Source organism: Streptomyces malachitofuscus (assembly GCF_055571035.1).
In genome coordinates this window covers 94,335-113,115 of record NZ_JBVIGA010000022.1, presented here as the reverse complement: position 1 = coordinate 113,115, position 18,781 = coordinate 94,335, and the positions used below count along the sequence as shown (strand labels likewise).

The following is an 18,781-nucleotide window of genomic DNA, read 5'->3' as shown; positions in this document are numbered from 1 at the left end:
CGGCGCCATGCCCCCGCACGTCCTGCTCCTCGGCGGCACCACCGAGGCACGCGAACTGGCCGCCGCACTGACCGCGCGGCCCGGAACCCGGGTGACCACCTCGCTCGCCGGACGGGTGAGCCGCCCCGGGCCCGTCGCCGGCGAGGTGCGGGTGGGCGGCTTCGGCGGGGCGGAGGGACTCGCCGCGTGGCTGCGCGAGCAGCGCGTGGACGCCGTGGTCGATGCGACGCATCCGTTCGCCGGGACGATCACGGCGAACGCGGCACGGGCGGCGACGGCCACCGGGGTGCCCCTGGTGGTGCTGCGTCGCCCCGGCTGGCGGCCGGGCCCCGGGGACCGCTGGCACCCGGTCCCCTCACTGGAGGCGGCGGCGGGCCTGCTGCCCCGGTTCGGACCACGGGTGTTCCTCACCACCGGCCGACTGGGCCTCGCGGCCTTCGCCCATCTGACGGAACAGCGCTTCGTCGTCCGGTCGGTGGAGCCCCCCGAGCCGCCCGTGCCGGCCCATACGCGCATCCTGCTGGCCCGCGGCCCCTTCACCGTCGCCGACGAGACGGCACTGCTCCGCGAGCACCGCATCGACGTGCTGGTGACGAAGGACAGCGGCGGCGCGGCCACCTCCGCCAAACTCACCGCGGCCCGCGCCCTCGCCCTCCCGGTCGTCGTCGTACGGCGCCCACCCCTGCCGCCCGGCGTCACACCGGTCGACGACGTACCGGCCGCCCTTCGCCGCCTGGACGCCCTCGCCCGCCCCTGAACCGGGACGTCGGCCCGCCCCCGACGGGCACGGGGAAGCGTGGCGCGCCCCGGCGCTCAGTCCCCGGCCGCCCTGCGCCGCAGCAGATACGTGTCCATGATCCAACCCTTGCGCTCCCGCGCCTCCGCGCGCAGCCGCTCGATACGCGGCGCGGCCTCGTCGAGGGGACCGGAGACGAGGATCTCGTCCGGCGTGCCGATGTAGGCGCCCCAGTAGATGTCGACGTCCTGGCCGGCGTACGCACGGAAGGCCTGGTGCGCGTCCAGCATCACCACCACATCGTCCACCCCCTCCGGGAACCCCTCGGCGAGCCGCCGGCCCGTGGTGATCTGGACCGGGCGCGCGACACGGTTGAGCCCCGTCCGGTGCCGGGCCACCAACGCCGACACACTGCTGATGCCCGGCACGACGTCGTACCCGAAGGACACGGTCCCGCGCTCCAGGACCTCCTCCAGGATCCCGAGCGTGCTGTCGTACAGCGACGGGTCGCCCCACACCAGGAAGGCGCCTGTCCCGTCCTCCGCCACCTCCCGCGCGATCAGCTGCTCGTAGATGTCCGCGCGGGCGCTGCGCCAGTCCCCGACCGCAGGGGAGTAGGCGGACCCGCCGGCCGTCCGGTCCCGCTCCGGGTCACGCGCCTCGACGACGCGGTAGCCGCCCTCCGGCAGATGTGCGTCCAGCATGTCCCGGCGCAGCCGGGTGAGATCCGCCTTGGCCTCTCCCTTGTCCAGGATGAAGAACACGTCCGTGCTCCGCAGCGCCTTGACCGCCTGCAGGGTCAGCTGGTCGGGGTCGCCCGCGCCGATACCGATGACATGAATCTCTCGCACGCCCCGAGTCTGCCGCACGGCACTCACGGCGCGTACACCGCACCCGGTCCCTCCGTCAGGAGCCGCCCCGCAGCCGGGGCGCCCGCGCCCCGGCATCCACCGGGACGCCCCGCTCCACCTCCGTCGCCAGCTCCCGCGCCCAGGCGATCACACCGGGAAGATCGATCCCGTGCGGGCGAGGGCCCGCCCCCGCGGCCCACTCCTCCGCCGCACCGGCCCCGCGCCGCAGCAGCCGCGCCCCGCCGGTGGTGTTCCCCCGCGCGGCATGGGTGAGTCCCACGGCGAGCTGCGCCAGCCCCCGCCACAGCTCCCGTTCCTCCTCCGGCCCCGACTTCCAGGCGTCCTCGAAGACCTCGTGCGCGTGGAACGGCTTGCCCTCGTCCATCAGCCGCTGCGCCTCCGCCACGCTCTCCTCCGGCCGCCGCACGATGCCCTCGGGCTGCCGGGGTACCCCTTCCGCGCCGTACGGGAGGGGCCGCCCGAGCCCGTCCCGGGGCCGCGCGTTGCGCGCCCGCCCCTCGTCGTCCCGGTCCCGCGCGGCGGCTGTCCGGCCCGCGGAGGTGCTGTCCGTGCTGCCCATACGCCGATTGTCCCAAGTCCGGGCCCGTTTCGGAGCGGCCCGGGGTGTGGGGTAAAGTGCTGTCCGCGCGATCACGCGGTTCACCGCACGTGAGCGCACCGGGACGTGGCGCAGCTTGGTAGCGCACTTGACTGGGGGTCAAGGGGTCGCAGGTTCAAATCCTGTCGTCCCGACGGTGCGGTAAGGGCTGCAAAGCCCGGATCAGGGCCCTGTCCACCTCACATGGGGCAGGGCCCCTCCTCATTCCGCGGCGCCCGTCAGATGGCGTCGAGTTCCACCTCCTCGTAGACCCGGTCCCACCAGGTGTCCATCTCGAACGCAGGCGGGTCGAGCTCGCGAAGCCGGTCCCTGATCTCCAGTCCGAAGGCGACCCGTGCCGCCTCCGACGGATCCACCGCGTCCTCGTCGTCCTCGTCGTCCTCGTCGTCCGGCTCGAGGTCGTCGAGGTCGTCGAAGTCGTCGACGTGCTCGCACCGGTGGTCCCACGCGGCGAGGGCGTAGAGGAACGCGATCAGCGAGGAGTTCACGAACCGGGGCTTCGGCAGCGACGGGTCCAGCAGAAGCACCCGCCCGTCGCTGTCGAGGACGTACTCGGGCACGTAGTAACCGGGATTCAGCTGGGCGTCGTGCCCGCCCAGCCTCCAGTACCGGTTGCCGGACGGATCGGAGACGACCGTGAAGGGAGCACCGTGCGCACTCGGGTGGAACATGGCGGCCTCCCGCGGCAGCCCGTACCGCTGGGCCGTGCCGAGAGCCTCGCGCACGGCCTGCGGCCAACTGCCCGAGCCGGAGAGGGCGTCGGCGTCCAGTTCCAGGACGCCGTCCTCCTCCCACGACGATGCCGTCAGCCACCGAGGTGTGTACCCCACGAGAAATCCCCTTCGTGACGCTCCGTCGCTCACAGCCTGCCTCGCCGGATCTGCGTCAGCGTGCGCTTGAGTTCGTTGATTCCGGCGCATCGGCCGGCCTGGGACGCAGGCCCCTGGCCGTGCTCAGGGTACGGCGGAGACCGTCTCCGGTGCCCGACCGCCGTGGAGGAAACCCGCTCCGCGATCCTGCCCGCGCCGGCGCCCGAGCCCTCCGGATGACCTTCCGTGTGATCCCGGAGGGGCCCGGATGGTAGAAGTGGGCATGAGCACCCTGTATCCGCGCCCCCCGTACGTGTCCTCCCTCGCGGGGGCCCGCCGATGACCGCCGGCATCGACACCCCGGACCGCCGGGGCCGCACCGGACTCGACCGGACCGGCCGTGACCTCACCGGCAACCCGCGCGTGAAGGTCCGGGACGTGACACTGCTGTCCAGCCACTGGTACGTCGAGCGCACCACGAGCTTCGACTTCCAGCACGCCGACGGTACCTGGAGCACCCAGGAGCGGGAGACCCACGACCGCGGCAACGGCGCCACCATGCTCCTCTACGACGCCGAACGCGAAACCGTGCTGCTCACCCGCCAGTTCCGCTTCCCGGTGTATGTCAACGGCCACCCCGACGGCATGCTGATCGAGACACCCGGCGGGCTGCTGGACGACGAGGACGAGCACCCCGAGGTCGCCGTGCGCCGCGAGGTGGTGGAGGAGACCGGCCACACCATCGGCCCCGTCCAGCACGTCTTCGACGTCTACATGAGCCCCGGCTCGGTCACCGAGCGCGTCAGCTTCTACGCCGCCGCCTACGGCCCCTCCACCCGCACCCACGAGGGCGGAGGGCTCGGCGAGGAGGGCGAGGACATCGAGATCCTCGAGTTGCCCTTCCGCCGGGCGCTGCGCATGATCCGCACCGGCGAGATCAACGACGCCAAGACCATCATGCTCCTCCAGTGGGCCGCCCTGGAGGGCCCGTTCGCCGGGGTCAGCGCAGAGTGACGCGGGCCGCCACCGGCAGATGGTCGCTGCCGGTGGCGGGCAGGGCACGGAGATGGTCGACGCGCGCCGAGCGGGCCATGACCTGGTCGATCCGGGCCACCGGCAGGGCGGCGGGGTAACTGAAGGCGAAGCCCCGCCGCGCCACGTCCATCCGTGAGGTCAGCGGGGCCAGCCCGCGGTCGTCGGCCGTGCCGTTGAGGTCACCCATCAGGACCACCCTGTCCAGCCGCTCGTCGGCCACGGCCCGGCCCAGCAGGCCGGCGCTCTCGTCGCGCCGGGCGGACGCCAGACCGCCCGCGCCGACCCGGATCGAGGGCAGATGGGCGACGTACGCCGCGATCTCGCCGTACGGGGTGTGGACCACGGTCCGCAGCCCGCGGCTCCACGGCTCCGTGATGTCCGCGGGCTTGATGTCCAGCGGGCGGACCCCGGTGAGCGGATGCCTCGACCACAGCCCGACGGTGCCCCGGACCGCGTGGTACGGGTAGTCGGCGGCGAGCGTCCTGCGGTAGACCGACAGGGCCGGAGGCACCAGCTCCTGCAGCGCGATGAGGTCGGGCCGGGCGCCGGCCAGGGCCCGGGCCGTGCCCGCCGGGTCGGTGTTCTCGTCGCTGACGTTGTGCTGCACCACCAGCAGGCCGTGCGGGCCGGACGCGGCCCCGGGCAGCAGCAGCCCGCCGAACAGCTGCGTCCAGGCCGCCACGGGCAGCAGCAGGGCCAGCAGCGCGACGGCCGAGCGGCGCAGCAGGGCCAGCCCGAACAGCGGGACGGCCACCAGGCCGAGCCACGGCAGGAACGCCTCCAGCAGACTGCCCAGCCGGCCGGGCCGGTTGGGCACCGCCCCGTGGAACACCAGCAGCCCCGCCGTCAGCACCGCGCCCACGGCGGGCACCCGCCCCCGCTCCCACCCCCGGTAGCGCTCCACACGGCTCCTTGTTCACTCGTCCCGTCGATCAGGACGAAGGGCGAGGCCGAACAGGTTCCCCCGGTGCCGCGGGTGCTCGCTTGACTTGGAGCGCGCTCCAGCAGGAAGACTCCCGTGCCGTGCCCCGACAACGGGGTGCGCAACGGAGGGATCCGCCATGAAGTACCGCACCATCGGCACCGGTCCGCACAGCCGCCGGGTGAGCGTGCTCGCGCTCGGCGCGATGCTGTTCGGCTCGTTGACCGACGAGAAGACCGCCTTCGCCCTGCTCGACCGCTACACCGAGGCCGGCGGCAACTTCATCGACACGTCCGACAACTACGCGTTCTGGACCGACGGCGGCCAGGGCGGACAGAGCGAGGAACTGCTCGGCCGCTGGCGGCGCAGCCGGGGAGTGGGCGACGAACTGGTCTTCGCCACCAAGCTAGGTGCGCGGCCCCTCGCCCCCGGCACCAGCTACACCGACAACCCCGAGGGCCTGTCCGCGAAGGTGATCAGGGAGTCGTCCGAACGCAGCCGCGAGCGGCTCGGCCTGGAACGGCTGGACCTGCTGTACGCGCACATCGACGACCCATCCGTCCCGCAGCAGGAGACGGTCGAGGCCTTCGGCGCCCTCGTCGCGGAGGGCACCGTGGGGCTGCTCGGCGTGAGCAACCAGGCCGTGTGGCGGGTGGAGCGGGCCCGCGCGCTCGCGGCGGCGGCCGGACTGCCCGGCTACGAGGTCCTGCAGTACCAGCACAGCTATCTGCGGCCCCGCTCCGACGTCCCCGACGACCTCTTCCCCGACGGCAGCCTCGGCCACGCCCGAGCGGAACACGCCGGCTACCTCCGCGCCGAGCCCGCACTGACCCTGGTCGCCTACTCACCGCTGCTCAGGGGCGCCTACACCGACCCCGGGCGGCTGCCCCACGACTACGACCACCCGGGCACGCCCGCCCGCCTCGCGGTGCTGCACGAGGTCGCCCGGGAGACCGGCGCGACCCCCAACCAGGTGGTCCTGGCCTGGCAGATCGGACACGAACTGCCGATCCTCCCGCTGGCCGGGGTGTCGTCCCTGGCCCAGCTGGAGGAGAACCTGGCGGCGGTGGACCTGGAACTGTCGGCGCAGCAGCGGGCCCGGCTGGACGCGGCGCACTGAGACGGACACGCACGCCCGCCGGGTGGGACGGTGGAAGGGGCAGCCGCACATCCGGAGGGAGCCCGGCCATGATCACCCATCCCGCCGCCCGCTCCACGCGGGCCACCCCGGAGGGCCTGCTGTGGGAACCCAGCGAGCGCTGGGTGCGCGGCACCACCGGCGACGTCACCGTCGTCGACAGCCGCCACCCGGTCCTCGTCTGGGAGCCCCGGTTGCCGGTCCCGCAGTACGCCTTCCCCCGCGAGGAGGTGCGCACGGACCTCCTCCGCCCCGCCCGGCACCCCCGGACCGGCAGCCACACCGGATCGACGGTCTTCTACGACCTCCACGCCGGCGGCGACCCGCGCCCGAACGCCGCCTGGACCTTCCCCGCCGAGGACCTGTCCCGGTACATCGCCTTCGCGTGGTCCGGGCGCACCGGCACCGGCCTCGACCACTGGTACGAGGAGGACGAGGAGATCTTCGTCCACCCTCGCGACCCGCACAAACGGGTGGACGCGATGCCGAGCAGCCGCCACGTCCGGGTCGAGATCGAGGGCACCGTCGTCGCCGACTCGGCGCACCCGGTCCTGCTGTTCGAGACCTCGCTGCCGACCCGCTACTACCTACCGCGCGAGGACGTCCGCCTGGACCTCTTCGAAGCCACGGACCACAGCACCCGGTGCCCGTACAAGGGCACGGCCGACGCGTACTGGTCCTGGCGTGGCGGGGGAGCCGTACCGCCGCACATCGTGTGGAGCTATCCCGACCCGCTGCCCGCGGTGGCCGTGATCAGGGACCGCCTCGCCTTCTACAACGAGGTCGTCGACCTGACCGTGGACGGCGAACGCCTGCGGCGCCCGGTCACCTGGTTCAGCGCGGGCCTCAGGACCTGACCAGCAGCTGGAAGTCGAAGGAGTAGCGGGACCCACGGTAGATGTGGGTGCCGAACTCCACCGGCCGGCCCGTGTCGTCGTAGGCCGTGCGCTGCATGGTCAGCAGGGCGGCGCCCTCCTGCTCGTCGAGGCGGGCGGCCTCCCGGGCCGTGGCCGAGCGGGCGCCGACGGTCTGGCGGGCGCTGTGCAGGGTGACGCCGGCCGAGCGCAGCATCCGGTAGAGGCCGGTCGACTCCAGGCGGGCGTCGTCCAGGTCCAGCAGGCCCGCCGGCAGGTGGTTGCACAGCAGGGCGACCGGCTGGCCGTGGGTGCAGCGCAGCCGTTCCAGCCGGACGACCTCGGCGCCCTCCGCGACCCCGAGCGCGGCGGCCACGTCTGCGGGGGCAGGGACCGTCTCGTTGCGGACGACCTGCGTGGTCGGTCCCTGTCCGGCCGCCTCCAGGTCGTCGTAGAGGCTGCTCAGCTCCAGGGGGCGCTTGACCTGGCTGTGCACCACCTGGGTGCCCACCCCGCGCCGCCGGACCAGGAGGCCCTTGTCCACGAGGGACTGGATGGCCTGGCGGACGGTGGGCCGGGACAGGCCGAGGCGCACCGAGAGGTCGACCTCGTTGCCCAGGAGGTTGCCCGGGGCGAGGACGCCGTGCTCGATCGCCGCCTCCAGCTGCTGCGCGAGCTGGTAGTACAGCGGCACCGGACTGCCCCGGTCCAGGGCGAAGTCCAGCGTGCTCAGCGCGGGTGCGGTCGCGGCGCGGGCGGGGTCACCGGTCTTCGCCATGGAACGTACCTCCCTGTAGGGGCGCGGTCGGTGCGGGCGGGTTCACAGATGGCGGCGGCGGCCGGCGACCTGGGACTCGTAGCGTTCGCGGGCCCGGGTGGCCGCCTCGCGGGACGCCACCTCGGCCACCGGCACATCCCACCAGGCCTCGGCCGGGGGAGCGGTGGGCGTCGGGTCGGTCTCGACGTAGACGCAGGTCGGACGGTCGGAGGCGCGGGCCTCGGCCAGCGCGTTCCGCAGCTCCCGCACGGTCTTGGCGCGCAGCACGTCCATGCCGAGACTGGCCGCGTTCGCGGCGAGGTCGACAGGGAGCGGGGCACCGGTGAAGCCGCCGTCCGGGGCCCGGTGACGGTAGGCGGTGCCGAAGCGCTCGCCGCCGGTCTCCTCGGACAGGCCGCCGATGGAGGCGTATCCGTGGTTCTGGACGAGCACCATGTTGACCGGCAGGCCCTCCTGGACGGCGGTGACGATCTCCGTCGGCATCATCAGATAGGTGCCGTCGCCGACCAGCGCCCAGACGGGGGTGCCGGGAGCGGCCTGCTGGACCCCCAGCGAGGCCGGGATCTCGTAGCCCATGCAGGAGTAGCCGTACTCCAGGTGGTACTGGCGGGGGCCGCGTGCACGCCACAGCTTGTGCAGGTCGCCGGGGAGCGAACCGGCCGCGTTGATCACCACGTCCTCGTCGCCGACGACCGCGTCCAGCGCGCCGAGCACCTGCGTCTGCGTCGGTACGGCGCTGTCGTCGTCGGCCCGGTAGGCGGCCTCGACGACCCGCTCCCAGCGCTCCTTGCCGGCCCGGTACCCGGCCTCGTACGCCTCCTCCACCCGGTGCCCGGCCAGCGCCTCGGTGAGCAACTCCAGACCGGACCGCGCGTCGCAGACCAGCGTGCGCGCCGCCAGTTTGTGGGCGTCGAAGCCGGTGATGTTGAGGTTGAGGAAGCGCACGTCCGGGTGCTGGAACAGGGTGCCGGAGGCGGTGGTGAAGTCGGTGTAACGGGTACCGACGCCGATCACCAGGTCGGCGGTGCGGGCGAGTTCGTCGCTCACCGCCGTGCCGGTGTGGCCGATGCCGCCGAGGTCGGCCGGATGGTCGTGGCGCAGCGAGCCCTTCCCCGCCTGGGTGGAGGCGACCGGGATGCCGGTGGCGTCCACCAGCGCCCGCAGCGCTTCCTCGGCCTCGCTGTGGTGGACCCCGCCGCCCGCGACGATCAGCGGCCGCCGCGCCGCCCGTACGGCCGCCACGGCCGCCGTCAGTTCCACCGGATCCGGTGCGGGACGCCGTACGGACCAGACGCGCTCGGTGAAGAACTCCTCCGGCCAGTCGTACGCCTCCGCCTGCACGTCCTGCGGCAGGGCGAGGGTGACGGCGCCGGTCTCGGCCGGGTCGGCGAGCACCCGCATCGCGTTCAGCGCGGAGGGGATCAGCGCCTCGGGGCGGGTGACCCGGTCGAAGTACCGCGAGACCGGGCGGAGCGTGTCGTTGACCGACACATCGGCCCCGACCGGGTGTTCCAGCTGCTGGAGCAGCGGGTCGGCGACGCGCGAGGCGAAGTAGTCGCCGGGCAGGAGGAGGACCGGCAGCCGGTTGATGGTGGCCAGCGCGGCGCCGGTGACCAGGTTGGTCGCGCCGGGGCCGATGGACGTGGTCACCGCCTGCGCCGAGAGCCGGTTGAGCTGACGGGCGTAGCCGACGGCGGCATGCACCATCGCCTGCTCGTTGCGGCCCTGGTGGTACGGCATGACGTCGCGGTGCTCGACGAGGGCCTGCCCGATGCCGGCCACGTTGCCGTGGCCGAAGATGCCCCAGGTGCCCGCGATCAGCCGGCGGCGCACGCCGTCGCGCTCGGTGTACTGCACGGACAGGAACCGCACCAGGGCCTGGGCGGTCGTCAGTCGGCGGGTGGTGGCGCTCATGCGGACCTCTCCGGTGCGGTGTAGAGGGGGAGCCGGGGGTCGACCGGCACGTCCTGCCAGGTGTCGCGGATCCAGGCGTGGTCGGGGTGGTCGCAGATCAGCCAGGCGCGTTCGGCCCCGGGACCGGCCATGACGTTGAGGTAGTACATGTGGTGGCCGGGCACGGCCATGGACGGACCGTGCCAGCCGTCCGGGATGAGCACGACGTCGCCGTCGCGCACCTCGGCCAGCACATCCGTGTCGCGGCCCGGGCCGGAAGGGGAGACCCGCTGGTAGCCGAGGCCGGGCGTGCCCTCGTGGCCGGCGAACTCGAAGTAGTAGATCTCCTCCAGCACGGACTCCTCGCCCGGCCGGTCCTCGTCGTGCTTGTGCGGCGGGAAGGACGACCAGTTGCCGCCCGGGGTGAGCACCTCCACGGCGATGAGCCGGTCGCATTCGAACGTGCCCGCGGCGGCGAAGTTGTTGACCTGCCGTGAGCAGTTCCCGGTGCCGCGCAGCTCGACGGGCACGCCGGAGGCCGGTCCGTGGCGGGCGGGCAGCCGGCGGGTGCAGCGGGCTCCGGTGAGCGCGAACCGGCCGCCGCCGGGCGAGGACACCGTCGCGCGGGCGTCGCGGGGGACGTAGGCGAAGTCGGTGACGCCGTCGAACACACTGGTGCGGCCGGTGAGTTCGAAGGAGTCGTGGCCGAAGTCGTCGTCCACGGCGACCGTGCAGCCGCCGCTCAGCGGCAGCACGATCCACTCGCTGTCACCCGCGTCGAAGGTGTGGCCGCCGCCCGGCGGCAGCTCCAGCACGCGCAGGCTCGAATGGCCCCAGCCCGCCGTCTGCGGGCTCACGTCGACGGCGTAGGGGCCGGCGAGGGCCTTGCCCGCGGGAAGGTGATACGTCATGCCATGCCTCCGTTGGCGAACGTGCTTCTCACAACAGGCCGACGGCCGTGTCGACCGCCTTCTCCACACTGCCCTCGGCCGGGTAGAGCAGCGAGCGGCCGACGACCATCCCCTGCACGGTGGGCAGCCGCAGCGCCTTGCCCCACCGTTCGTACGCCGCCTCCTGGTCGCCGACCTCCCCGCCGAGCAGGACGACGGGCAGCGTCGAGGTCCGCAGCACCGCGGCCATGTCGTCCACGTCGTCGGTGACCGGGAGTTTCAGCCAGGTGTAGGCGGAGGTGCCGCCCAGTCCGGAGGCGATGGCGATGGAGCGGGTGACGGCCTCGGCGGACAGGTCGTTGCGGACCCGGCCGTCCACCCGCCGCGAGATGAACGGCTCCACGAAGACGGGCAGCCGGCGTTCGGCCATGGCGTCGACCGCGCGGGCGGAGGACTCCAGGGTGGTCAGCGAGCCCGGGTCGTCGTAGTCGACCCGGACCAGCAGCTTGCCGGCGTCGAAGCCCAGCCGGGCGATGTCCTCGGCGCGGTGGCCGGTGAAACGGTCGTCCATCTCGAAGGACGCCCCGGCCAGACCGCCCCGGTTCATCGAGCCCATGACCACCTTGTTCTCCAGCGCCCCGAGCAGCAGCAGGTCCTCGAGGATGTCGGCGGTGGCCAGCACCCCGTCCACGCCCGGCCGGGACAGGGCGATGCACAGGCGTTCGAGCAGGTCGGCGCGGTCCGCCATGGCCAGGCGCCGGTCGCCGATGCCGAGCGCGCCCCGGGCGGGGTGGTCGGCGGCCACGATCATCAGCCGGCCGCTGTCGCCGATCAGCGGGCGGCGGGCCCGGCGGGCGGCCGCCTCGGCGACGGCCTCCGGGTGCCGGGCGCGGACCGTGGTGAGGTCGGGGATGCTGAGGTTCAAGGAAGGGCTCCGTTCAGGACTGGCTCGGCAGGCCCGCGTCCGGTGACGCGGCCCGCGCGAGGAGGTCCGCCACCTCCGGCCCGGTCGGCATGGCGGACGAGCAGGCGAGGCGCGAGGCGACGAGGGCACCGGCGGCGTTGGCGTGGCGCATGGTCCGCTCCAGGTCCCAGCCGGAGAGCAGACCGTGGCAGAGCGAGCCGCCGAAGGCGTCCCCCGCGCCGAGACCGTTGACCACCTCGACCGGCACCGGGGGCACCTCGGCCCGGGTGCCGTCGCGGTGCACGGCGAGCACGCCCTTGGGTCCCTGCTTGACCACGGCCAGCTCCACCCCGGCCGCCAGCAGGGCCTCGGCGCAGGCCTCGGGCTCGCGCACCCCGGTGGCGACCTCGCACTCCTCGAGATTGCCGACCGCGACCGTGGCGTGGCGCAGTGCCTCGCGGTAGTACGGGCGGGCCTGGTCCGGGTCCCGCCAGAACATGAGGCGCCAGTCCAGGTCGAAGACGGTGGTGCCGGCCTTGTCGCGGGCCGCCAGGGCGTCGAGGGTGGCCGAGCGGCTCGGCTCCTCGCTCAGACCCGTACCGGTGATCCAGAAGATCCCCGCCGCGCGCACGGCGGCCAGATCCAGCTCATGGGTGTGGATCTCCAGGTCCGGCGCCTTGGGGCGGCGGTAGAAGTACAGCGGGAAGTCGTCCGGCGGGAAGATCTCGCAGAACGTGACGGGCGTCGGGTACGCGGCCACCGGGGTGACCCAGCGGTCGTCGACGCCGAAGTCCGTCAGCGCCTCGTGCAGATAGGTGCCGAAGGGGTCGGCCCCCGTGCGGGTGATCACCGCCGTCGAGCGGCCCAGCCGGGCGGCCGCCACCGCGACATTCGCGGCCGAACCGCCCAGGAACTTCCCGAATGTCTCCACCCGCGAGAGCGGCACACCGGTCTGCAGGGGGTAGAGATCGACCCCGATGCGACCCATGGTGATCAGGTCGAAATACTGTGGTGAGTCGGCCATGAAGCGATGCTCCTGAAGCTGCTGGGGATGCGGGTCCCAGGACGCCCTGCCACGGTGGGGGCGTGGATTCCCGGGACCTGCCGCCTCTCAGGTGTAGGTCTCGGGGGGCGGCGATGTCAATAGTTTGTACTTACATTCGGACGAGCGCGTGAAATGATGTCTTAACAAAGTATTGACAGCGGCCGTATCTGGGGATTGGATCGCGTCCCAGCACGACAGCCGTGTGCCACGGCACACACCCGGACTCCCGAGCCTTCCGGGCACCGGAGATACTCGGACCTTCGCCCTTTCCCCGTGTAGCACAGTGAGGTGCAGGACAGATGGACCGCTCTTCTCACACCCGCTCCCGCAGAATCGCGCCGTTCGTCGCGGTCGCAGCGGCAGCCGCCCTGACCCTCGCCGGCTGTTCCAGCTCTTCCGGCGGTAAGAAGTCCGAGGAGGGCGGGGCCGACGCCTCTGCGGGCAAGGCCTCGACGCCCCGTATGACGGTCGCCCTCGTCACCCACCAGTCTCCCGGCGACACCTTCTGGGACATCGTCCGCAAGGGCGCCCAGGCCGCCGCGGACAAGGACAACGTCAAGCTCGTCTACTCCGCCGACCCCAACGCGGGCAACCAGGCCAACCTGGTGCAGAACGCGATCGACCAGAAGGTCGACGGCATCGCCGTCACCCTCGCCAAGCCGGACGCGCTCAAGGGCGTGATAGCCAAGGCCGAGGCGGCCGGCATCCCGGTCGTCGGCCTCAACTCCGGCGTGAGCGACTGGAAGGACCTCGGCCTGCTGGAGTTCTTCGGCCAGGACGAGTCGGTGGCGGGCGAGGCCTTCGGCAAGAAGCTCAACGAGGTCGGCGCGAAGAGCGCCGTCTGCGTCGTCCAGGAGCAGGGCAACGTCGGCCTGACCCAGCGCTGCGACGGTGTGAAGAAGACCTTCGAGGGCGAGACCCAGGTCCTGAACGTCAACGGCACCGACATGCCCTCCGTCAAGTCGACGATCACCGCCAAGCTCAAGCAGGACTCCTCCATCGACTACGTCGTCACCCTCGGTGCGCCCTTCGCGCTGACCGCGGTGCAGTCGATCGAGGAGTCCGGCAGCAAGGCGAAGGTCGCCACCTTCGACCTGAACAAGCAGCTGACCGGCGCCATCAAGGACGGCGACATCCAGTTCGCGGTGGACCAGCAGCCCTACCTCCAGGGCTACCTCGCCGTCGACGGACTGTGGCTCTACAAGAACAACGGCAACTACAGCGGCGGCGGTGAGCAGCCCGTGCTGACCGGCCCGGCGTTCGTCGACGAGTCGAACGTCGACGCGGTCTCCGAGTTCGCCGCGAAGGGCACTCGGTGATGAGTATGGCGCAACAGGCTGAGCCGGCGGCGGTGACCCCGCCGCCGGCCCCCGGCCCCAAGGAGACCGACGGCCGGACCGCGCGGCGCCCGCTGGCGCTGCGCCTGCTCGCCCGGCCCGAGGTCGGCGTGTTCCTCGGTGCCGTCGCCGTCCTGGTGTTCTTCCTGTTCGCCGCCCCGCCGGTGCGGGACGGCAGCTCGATGGCGAACATCCTGTACCAGTCGTCGACCATCGGGATCATGGCGCTGCCCGTGGCCCTGCTGATGATCGGCGGCGAGTTCGACCTCTCCGCCGGTGTCGCCGTCGTCACCTCGGCGCTCACCGCGAGCATGCTCAGCTACCAGCTCACGATGAACGTCTGGGTGGGCGTGATCGTCGCCCTCGTGGTGTCCCTCGCCGTCGGCATGTTCAACGGCTGGATGTTGGTCAAAACGGGGCTGCCCAGCTTCCTGGTCACCCTCGGCACCTTCCTGATCCTCCAGGGCGTCAATCTCGCGGTGACGAAGCTGGTCACCGGCAACGTCGCCACCGACGACATCAGCGACATGGACGGCTTCGACCAGGCCAAGGCCCTCTTCGCCTCCAGCTTCGACGTCGGCGGCGTCCAGGTGAAGATCACCGTCGTGTGGTGGCTGGTCTTCGCCGCCCTGGCCACCTGGGTGCTGCTGCGCACCAAGTACGGCAACTGGATCTTCGCGGTGGGCGGCAACAAGGAAAGCGCCCGCGCGGTCGGTGTCCCCGTCACCTTCACCAAGATCTCGCTGTTCATGCTGGTCGGCTTCGGCGCCTGGTTCGTGGGCATGCACAACCTGTTCTCCTTCAACACCGTCCAGTCCGGCGAGGGCGTGGGCCAGGAGCTCATCTACATCGCCGCGGCGGTCATCGGCGGCTGTCTGCTGACCGGCGGCTACGGCTCCGCGATCGGCCCGGTCTTCGGCGCGTTCATGTTCGGCATGGTGCAGCAGGGCATCGTCTACGCCGGGTGGAACCCCGACTGGTTCAAGGCCTTCCTCGGCGTGATGCTCCTCGGCGCCGTCCTCATCAATCTGTGGGTCCAGCGCACGGCGACCCGGAGGTGACCGCAATGACCGACAACACCACCGGCACCCACGGCGCCGTCACCCAGGACACCGCGCCGGACGGCGACCGCCCCCTGGTCGAACTCCGCGCGGCCGGCAAGTCCTACGGCAACATCCGGGCCCTGCACGGTGTCGACCTCACCGTCCACCCCGGTAAGGTGACCTGCGTCCTCGGGGACAACGGCGCCGGCAAGTCCACCCTCATCAAGATCATCTCCGGGCTGCACCAGCACACCGAGGGCGAGTTCCTCGTCGACGGCGAAGCGGTGCGCTTCTCCACCCCCCGCGAGGCCCTCGACAAGGGCATCGCCACCGTCTACCAGGACCTCGCCGTCGTCCCCCTGATGCCGGTGTGGCGCAACTTCTTCCTCGGCTCCGAGATGACCAAGGGGCCCTGGCCGCTGCGCCGCCTCGACATCGACCGGATGAAGAGGACGGCGGACGAGGAACTGCGCAACATGGGCATCGTCCTGGACGACCTGGAGCAGCCCATCGGCACGCTCTCCGGCGGCCAGCGCCAGTGCGTCGCCATCGCCCGCGCCGTGTACTTCGGCGCCCGCGTCCTCATCCTCGACGAGCCGACCGCAGCCCTCGGCGTCAAGCAGTCCGGCGTGGTCCTGAAGTACATCGCCATGGCCCGCGACCGCGGCCTCGGCGTCATCTTCATCACCCACAACCCGCACCACGCCTACATGGTCGGCGACCACTTCAGCGTGCTGCGCCTCGGCACCATGGAACTGTCCGCGGACCGCAGCGAGGTCAACCTCGAGGAACTGACCAACCACATGGCCGGCGGAGCCGAACTCGCCGCCCTCAAGCACGAGCTGGCACAGGTGCGAGGCGTGGACACCGAAGGGCTCCCCGAGGAGGACGACCTCCAGGCCCCCGCAGCCGCAACTCCGGAAGGAAAGTCCTGACATGGCAGTCGCGCTCGACCGCATCCGGGTCGGTTCCGCCCCCGACTCCTGGGGCGTCTGGTTCCCCGACGACCCCCAGCAGGTGCCCTGGCAGCGCTTCCTCGACGAGGTCGCCGAGGCCGGCTACTCCTGGATCGAACTCGGCCCCTACGGATACCTCCCCACCGACCCGGCCCGCCTCACCGACGAGGTGGAGCGGCGCGGCCTGAAGGTCTCCGCCGGCACCATCTTCTGCGGACTGCACCGCGGCCCGTCCGAATGGGACGCCACCTGGGAACAGGTCAGCCGCGTCGCCGCACTCACCCGCGACATGAACGCCGAGCACCTCGTCGTCATCCCGTCCTTCTGGCGCGACGACAAGACCGCCGAGATCCTCGAGCCCCCGGAGCTCACCACCGAGCAGTGGGGCCACCTCAGCAAGGGCATGGAACGCCTGGGCCGCGAGGTGAAGGAGACGTACGGGCTCGACATCGTCGTCCACCCGCACGCCGACACCCACATCGACACCGAGCAGCACGTCGAGCGCTTCCTCGACTCGACCGACTCCTCCCTGGTCAACCTGTGCCTGGACACCGGCCACTACGCCTACTGCGGCGGCGACAGCGTCAAGCTGATCGAGACCTACGGCGAGCGCATCGGCTACCTCCACCTCAAGCAGGTCGACCCGGAGATCCTCGCCGACGTCGTCAAGAACGAGATCCCGTTCGGGCCCGCCGTCCAGCGCGGGGTGATGTGCGAACCGCCCGCCGGCGTCCCCGAGCTGGGCCCGGTCCTCACGGCCGCCCAGAAACTGGGCGTGGACCTGTTCGCCATCGTCGAGCAGGACATGTACCCGTGCGAGCCCGACAAACCGCTGCCGATCGCCGTGCGCACCCGCAAGTTCCTGCGTTCCTGCGGCGCCTGACGACCCGGGAGAAAGGCGAGAGGATGAACCGGCGCGAGCCACTGCGCATCGCCGTCATCGGCACCGGCCGCATGGGCGCGGACCATGTACGCCGGATCGACCGGGGCATCAGCGGGGCGCGGGTCACCGCCGTCGTGGACGTCGACGCCGAACGGGCCGAGGCCGTCGCCGCGGGCGTCGACGGCTGCACCGCCCACACCGACCCGGCCGCCGTGATGGCGGCGGCCGACGTCGACGCCGTGATCGTCGCCTCCCCGGGCCCGGCCCACGAGGCCGCCCTGCTCACCGCGTTCGAGCACGATCTGCCCGTCCTGTGCGAGAAGCCGCTCACCCCCGACGCGGCGTCCGCCCTGCGCGTCATGGAGGCCGAACAGGCCCTCGGCCACCGGAGGGTCCAGGTCGGCTTCATGCGCCGCTACGACACCGAGTACGTGCGGCTGAAGGCCCTGCTGGAGAGCGGCCGGCTGGGCCGCCCGCTCATGCTGCACAACCGGCACCGCAACGTCGCCGGCCCGTCGTTCTTCACCAGCGCCATGCTCATCACCGACTCCGTGGCCCACGAGGTGGACGCCACCCGCTGGCTGCTCGGCCAGGAGATCACCGCCGTGACGGTGCTGCGTCCCACTCCGTCCGCCGGAGCCCCCGAGGGACTGCGCGACCCCCAGTTCGTCGTCCTCGAGACCGACGGCGGCGCCCTCTCCGACGTGGAGATCTTCGTCAACTGCGGATTCGGCTACCAGGTGCAGGCCGAGGCGGTCTGCGAACGCGGCACCGCCCGCATCGGCGACGGCCACGCGATGGTCACCCAGACGGCCGGCCACTGGGGCGGCACCATCACCCAGGACTGGACCGAACGCTTCGCCCAGGCCTACGACGACGAGGTCCAGGCGTGGGTCGACGCCACCCGCGCGGGCCTGGTCACCGGCCCGAGCGTCTGGGACGGCTACGCCGCCGCGGCCGTCTGCGAGGCGGGGGTGCGGGCGTTGGAGGACGGCGGCCGGGTGACGGTCGACCTGGTACGGAAACCTCCGCTGTACCACTGACGCCGTACGGGTACGGCCGCCCTCGCGGGGGCGGCCGTACCCGTACGGACCGTGCGGCGTCAGCCGATCGTGCTCCGCGGCCGCGGCGCGAGCCCCGCCGCCCCGTAGCACGCGTCGATCAGCCGCATCGTGGCCACCGCGTCGTCCGGGTCCAGCGCGAGCGGGGCACCCTCGCGCACCCGCGCGGCGAAGGCCTCCAGCTGGTACGTGTACGACGACCGGGTGCCCAGGCGTTCCGTGCGCTCGCCGTCCGCAGTGCGGATCACCACCCGGTCGTCCTGCTGCGGCAGCACGAAGTTCGGGGCCGTCGCCTCGCCCCGGTCGCCGACCACCCGGATGCTCATCTCCAGCCCCTCGTACGCCATGTGACAGCGGGCGGTGCCCGTCGCACCGCCCGGGAACTCCAGCTCGGCGTCCAGCCACTCGTCCACGCCCGGCGCGCCCGCCCGCTCACCCGCCCGTGCGGAGAGCAGGCGCGGTGCGCCGCCCGCCCAGGGGGCGAGCATGCGCAGCGCGTGCAGGCCGTAGCAGCCGAGGTCCATCAGGGCGCCGCCGGCCAGGGGCAGCGACCAGCGCGGGTCGGTGGCCTCCGGGGCGGGGATCGCCACGGTGGCCTCCACGTGGCGCAGTCCGCCGAGTTCACCGGAGGCCAGCAGCTCGTGCAGCCGGCGGGTGACCGGATGGAAGAGGTAGTGGAACGCCTCCATGAAGACGGTGCCGGACTTCACCGCCGCCTGCCGCACCTCCTCCGCCTCCTCGGCGTTGCTCGCCGACGGCTTCTCGGTCAGGACGTGCTTGCCCGCCTCCAGCGCCGCCAGGTTCCACGGGCCGTGCAGACCGTTGGCGAGCGGGTTGTAGACGACGTCGACCTCGGGATCGGCCAGCAGCTCGCGATAGGAGCCGACGACGCGCTCCACGCCGTGCGCCGCGGCGAAGGCGTCGGCGCGTGAGCGGTCGCGGGGGGGGGGGGGGGGGGGGGGGAGGGGGGGGGGGGGGGGGGGGGGGGGGGGGGGGGGGGGGGGGGGGGGGGTGGGGGTCCCTGTGT

Annotated in this window: 18 protein-coding genes, 1 tRNA gene and 1 pseudogene; 10 read left to right on the top strand and 10 right to left on the bottom strand. The window is 72.4% G+C overall.

Annotation, left to right across the window (positions count from 1 at the left end; translation table 11 throughout):
* Window positions 1-7 precede the first annotated feature (7 nt).
* Window positions 8-757 (top strand): cobalt-precorrin-6A reductase, encoded by a 750-nt coding sequence (locus ACZ44S_RS28505; protein WP_466933887.1) that lies wholly within the window; start codon window positions 8-10, stop codon window positions 755-757.
* 56 nt (window positions 758-813) lie between these two features.
* Here the strand turns inward: ACZ44S_RS28505 and cobF are convergent, their stop codons facing one another.
* On the bottom strand, window positions 814-1,587 hold the full coding sequence (cobF, locus tag ACZ44S_RS28500) for a precorrin-6A synthase (deacetylating) (RefSeq protein ID WP_466933885.1): 774 nt from the start codon (window positions 1,585-1,587) through the stop codon (window positions 814-816).
* Window positions 1,588-1,642: 55 nt separating this feature from the next.
* The gene (locus tag ACZ44S_RS28495) at window positions 1,643-2,167 is read right to left on the bottom strand and encodes a DUF309 domain-containing protein (protein ID WP_466933883.1); all 525 of its coding nucleotides are present in this window, start codon (window positions 2,165-2,167) and stop codon (window positions 1,643-1,645) included.
* 99 nt (window positions 2,168-2,266) lie between these two features.
* On the opposite strand from ACZ44S_RS28495, the gene ACZ44S_RS28490 reads away from it, so the two are divergent.
* A tRNA-Pro gene (locus tag ACZ44S_RS28490) sits at window positions 2,267-2,340 on the top strand.
* Between the two features lie 84 nt (window positions 2,341-2,424).
* On the opposite strand, the gene ACZ44S_RS28485 is transcribed toward ACZ44S_RS28490, so the two are convergent.
* Window positions 2,425-3,036, bottom strand: coding sequence for an SUKH-4 family immunity protein (locus ACZ44S_RS28485; protein WP_466933881.1), 612 nt, complete (start codon window positions 3,034-3,036; stop codon window positions 2,425-2,427).
* A gap of 318 nt (window positions 3,037-3,354) precedes the next feature.
* On the opposite strand from ACZ44S_RS28485, the gene ACZ44S_RS28480 reads away from it, so the two are divergent.
* Window positions 3,355-4,029, top strand: coding sequence for an NUDIX domain-containing protein (locus tag ACZ44S_RS28480; RefSeq protein ID WP_466933879.1), 675 nt, complete (start codon window positions 3,355-3,357; stop codon window positions 4,027-4,029).
* Here ACZ44S_RS28480 and ACZ44S_RS28475 read toward each other — a convergent pair.
* A complete protein-coding gene (locus ACZ44S_RS28475) occupies window positions 4,016-4,954 on the bottom strand; it encodes an endonuclease/exonuclease/phosphatase family protein (RefSeq protein WP_466933877.1) in 939 nt (312 codons plus the stop codon). The genes ACZ44S_RS28480 and ACZ44S_RS28475 overlap by 14 nt on opposite strands.
* A 157-nt stretch (window positions 4,955-5,111) precedes the next feature.
* On the opposite strand from ACZ44S_RS28475, the gene ACZ44S_RS28470 reads away from it, so the two are divergent.
* Window positions 5,112-6,092, top strand: coding sequence for an aldo/keto reductase (locus tag ACZ44S_RS28470; protein WP_466933875.1), 981 nt, complete (start codon window positions 5,112-5,114; stop codon window positions 6,090-6,092).
* Between the two features lie 68 nt (window positions 6,093-6,160).
* A complete protein-coding gene (locus tag ACZ44S_RS28465) occupies window positions 6,161-6,967 on the top strand; it encodes a DUF427 domain-containing protein (RefSeq protein ID WP_466933873.1) in 807 nt (268 codons plus the stop codon).
* On the opposite strand, the gene ACZ44S_RS28460 is transcribed toward ACZ44S_RS28465, so the two are convergent.
* The 5 genes from ACZ44S_RS28460 to iolC are packed head-to-tail and all read right to left on the bottom strand — an operon-like array spanning window position 6,957 to window position 12,453.
* Window positions 6,957-7,742, bottom strand: coding sequence for a GntR family transcriptional regulator (locus tag ACZ44S_RS28460; RefSeq protein ID WP_466933871.1), 786 nt, complete (start codon window positions 7,740-7,742; stop codon window positions 6,957-6,959). The genes ACZ44S_RS28465 and ACZ44S_RS28460 overlap by 11 nt on opposite strands.
* 42 nt (window positions 7,743-7,784) lie before the next feature.
* Window positions 7,785-9,656, bottom strand: a complete 1,872-nt coding sequence (iolD, locus tag ACZ44S_RS28455; RefSeq protein WP_466933869.1) for a 3D-(3,5/4)-trihydroxycyclohexane-1,2-dione acylhydrolase (decyclizing) — start codon at window positions 9,654-9,656, stop codon at window positions 7,785-7,787.
* Window positions 9,653-10,546, bottom strand: a complete 894-nt coding sequence (gene iolB / locus ACZ44S_RS28450) for a 5-deoxy-glucuronate isomerase (RefSeq protein WP_466933868.1) — start codon at window positions 10,544-10,546, stop codon at window positions 9,653-9,655. Before iolB ends, iolD begins: the two co-directional genes overlap by 4 nt.
* A 28-nt stretch (window positions 10,547-10,574) precedes the next feature.
* On the bottom strand, window positions 10,575-11,450 hold the full coding sequence (locus ACZ44S_RS28445) for a Cgl0159 family (beta/alpha)8-fold protein (RefSeq protein WP_466933866.1): 876 nt from the start codon (window positions 11,448-11,450) through the stop codon (window positions 10,575-10,577).
* Window positions 11,451-11,463: 13 nt separating this feature from the next.
* Entirely contained in the window at window positions 11,464-12,453 is a 990-nt protein-coding gene (gene iolC, locus ACZ44S_RS28440) for a 5-dehydro-2-deoxygluconokinase (protein ID WP_466933864.1), read from the bottom strand.
* 320 nt (window positions 12,454-12,773) lie between these two features.
* Here iolC and ACZ44S_RS28435 point away from each other — a divergent pair, with 320 nt between their 5' ends.
* The 5 genes from ACZ44S_RS28435 to ACZ44S_RS28415 are packed head-to-tail and all read left to right on the top strand — an operon-like array spanning window position 12,774 to window position 17,736.
* Window positions 12,774-13,793 (top strand): sugar ABC transporter substrate-binding protein, encoded by a 1,020-nt coding sequence (locus ACZ44S_RS28435; RefSeq protein ID WP_190167096.1) that lies wholly within the window; start codon window positions 12,774-12,776, stop codon window positions 13,791-13,793.
* Complete coding sequence (locus ACZ44S_RS28430; RefSeq protein ID WP_190167095.1) at window positions 13,793-14,872, top strand: ABC transporter permease; 1,080 nt, start codon at window positions 13,793-13,795, stop codon at window positions 14,870-14,872. The genes ACZ44S_RS28435 and ACZ44S_RS28430 overlap by 1 nt, the downstream gene beginning before the upstream one ends.
* Window positions 14,873-14,877: 5 nt before the next feature.
* Window positions 14,878-15,789 carry an ATP-binding cassette domain-containing protein gene (locus ACZ44S_RS28425; RefSeq protein ID WP_466933861.1) on the top strand — a complete coding sequence of 304 codons (912 nt, stop codon included), beginning with the start codon at window positions 14,878-14,880 and terminating at the stop codon, window positions 15,787-15,789.
* A 1-nt stretch (window position 15,790) separates the two neighbouring features.
* Window positions 15,791-16,693: a sugar phosphate isomerase/epimerase family protein gene (locus tag ACZ44S_RS28420; RefSeq protein WP_190167093.1), complete on the top strand. Its 903-nt coding sequence runs from the start codon at window positions 15,791-15,793 to the stop codon at window positions 16,691-16,693.
* Window positions 16,694-16,716: 23 nt separating this feature from the next.
* Window positions 16,717-17,736 (top strand): Gfo/Idh/MocA family protein, encoded by a 1,020-nt coding sequence (locus ACZ44S_RS28415; protein WP_466933859.1) that lies wholly within the window; start codon window positions 16,717-16,719, stop codon window positions 17,734-17,736.
* Window positions 17,737-17,795: 59 nt separating this feature from the next.
* On the opposite strand, the pseudogene ACZ44S_RS28410 reads toward ACZ44S_RS28415, so the two are convergent.
* Window positions 17,796-18,695 (bottom strand): annotated as a pseudogene (locus ACZ44S_RS28410) (Gfo/Idh/MocA family protein); the annotation flags it as partial.
* Window positions 18,696-18,781 lie beyond the last annotated feature (86 nt).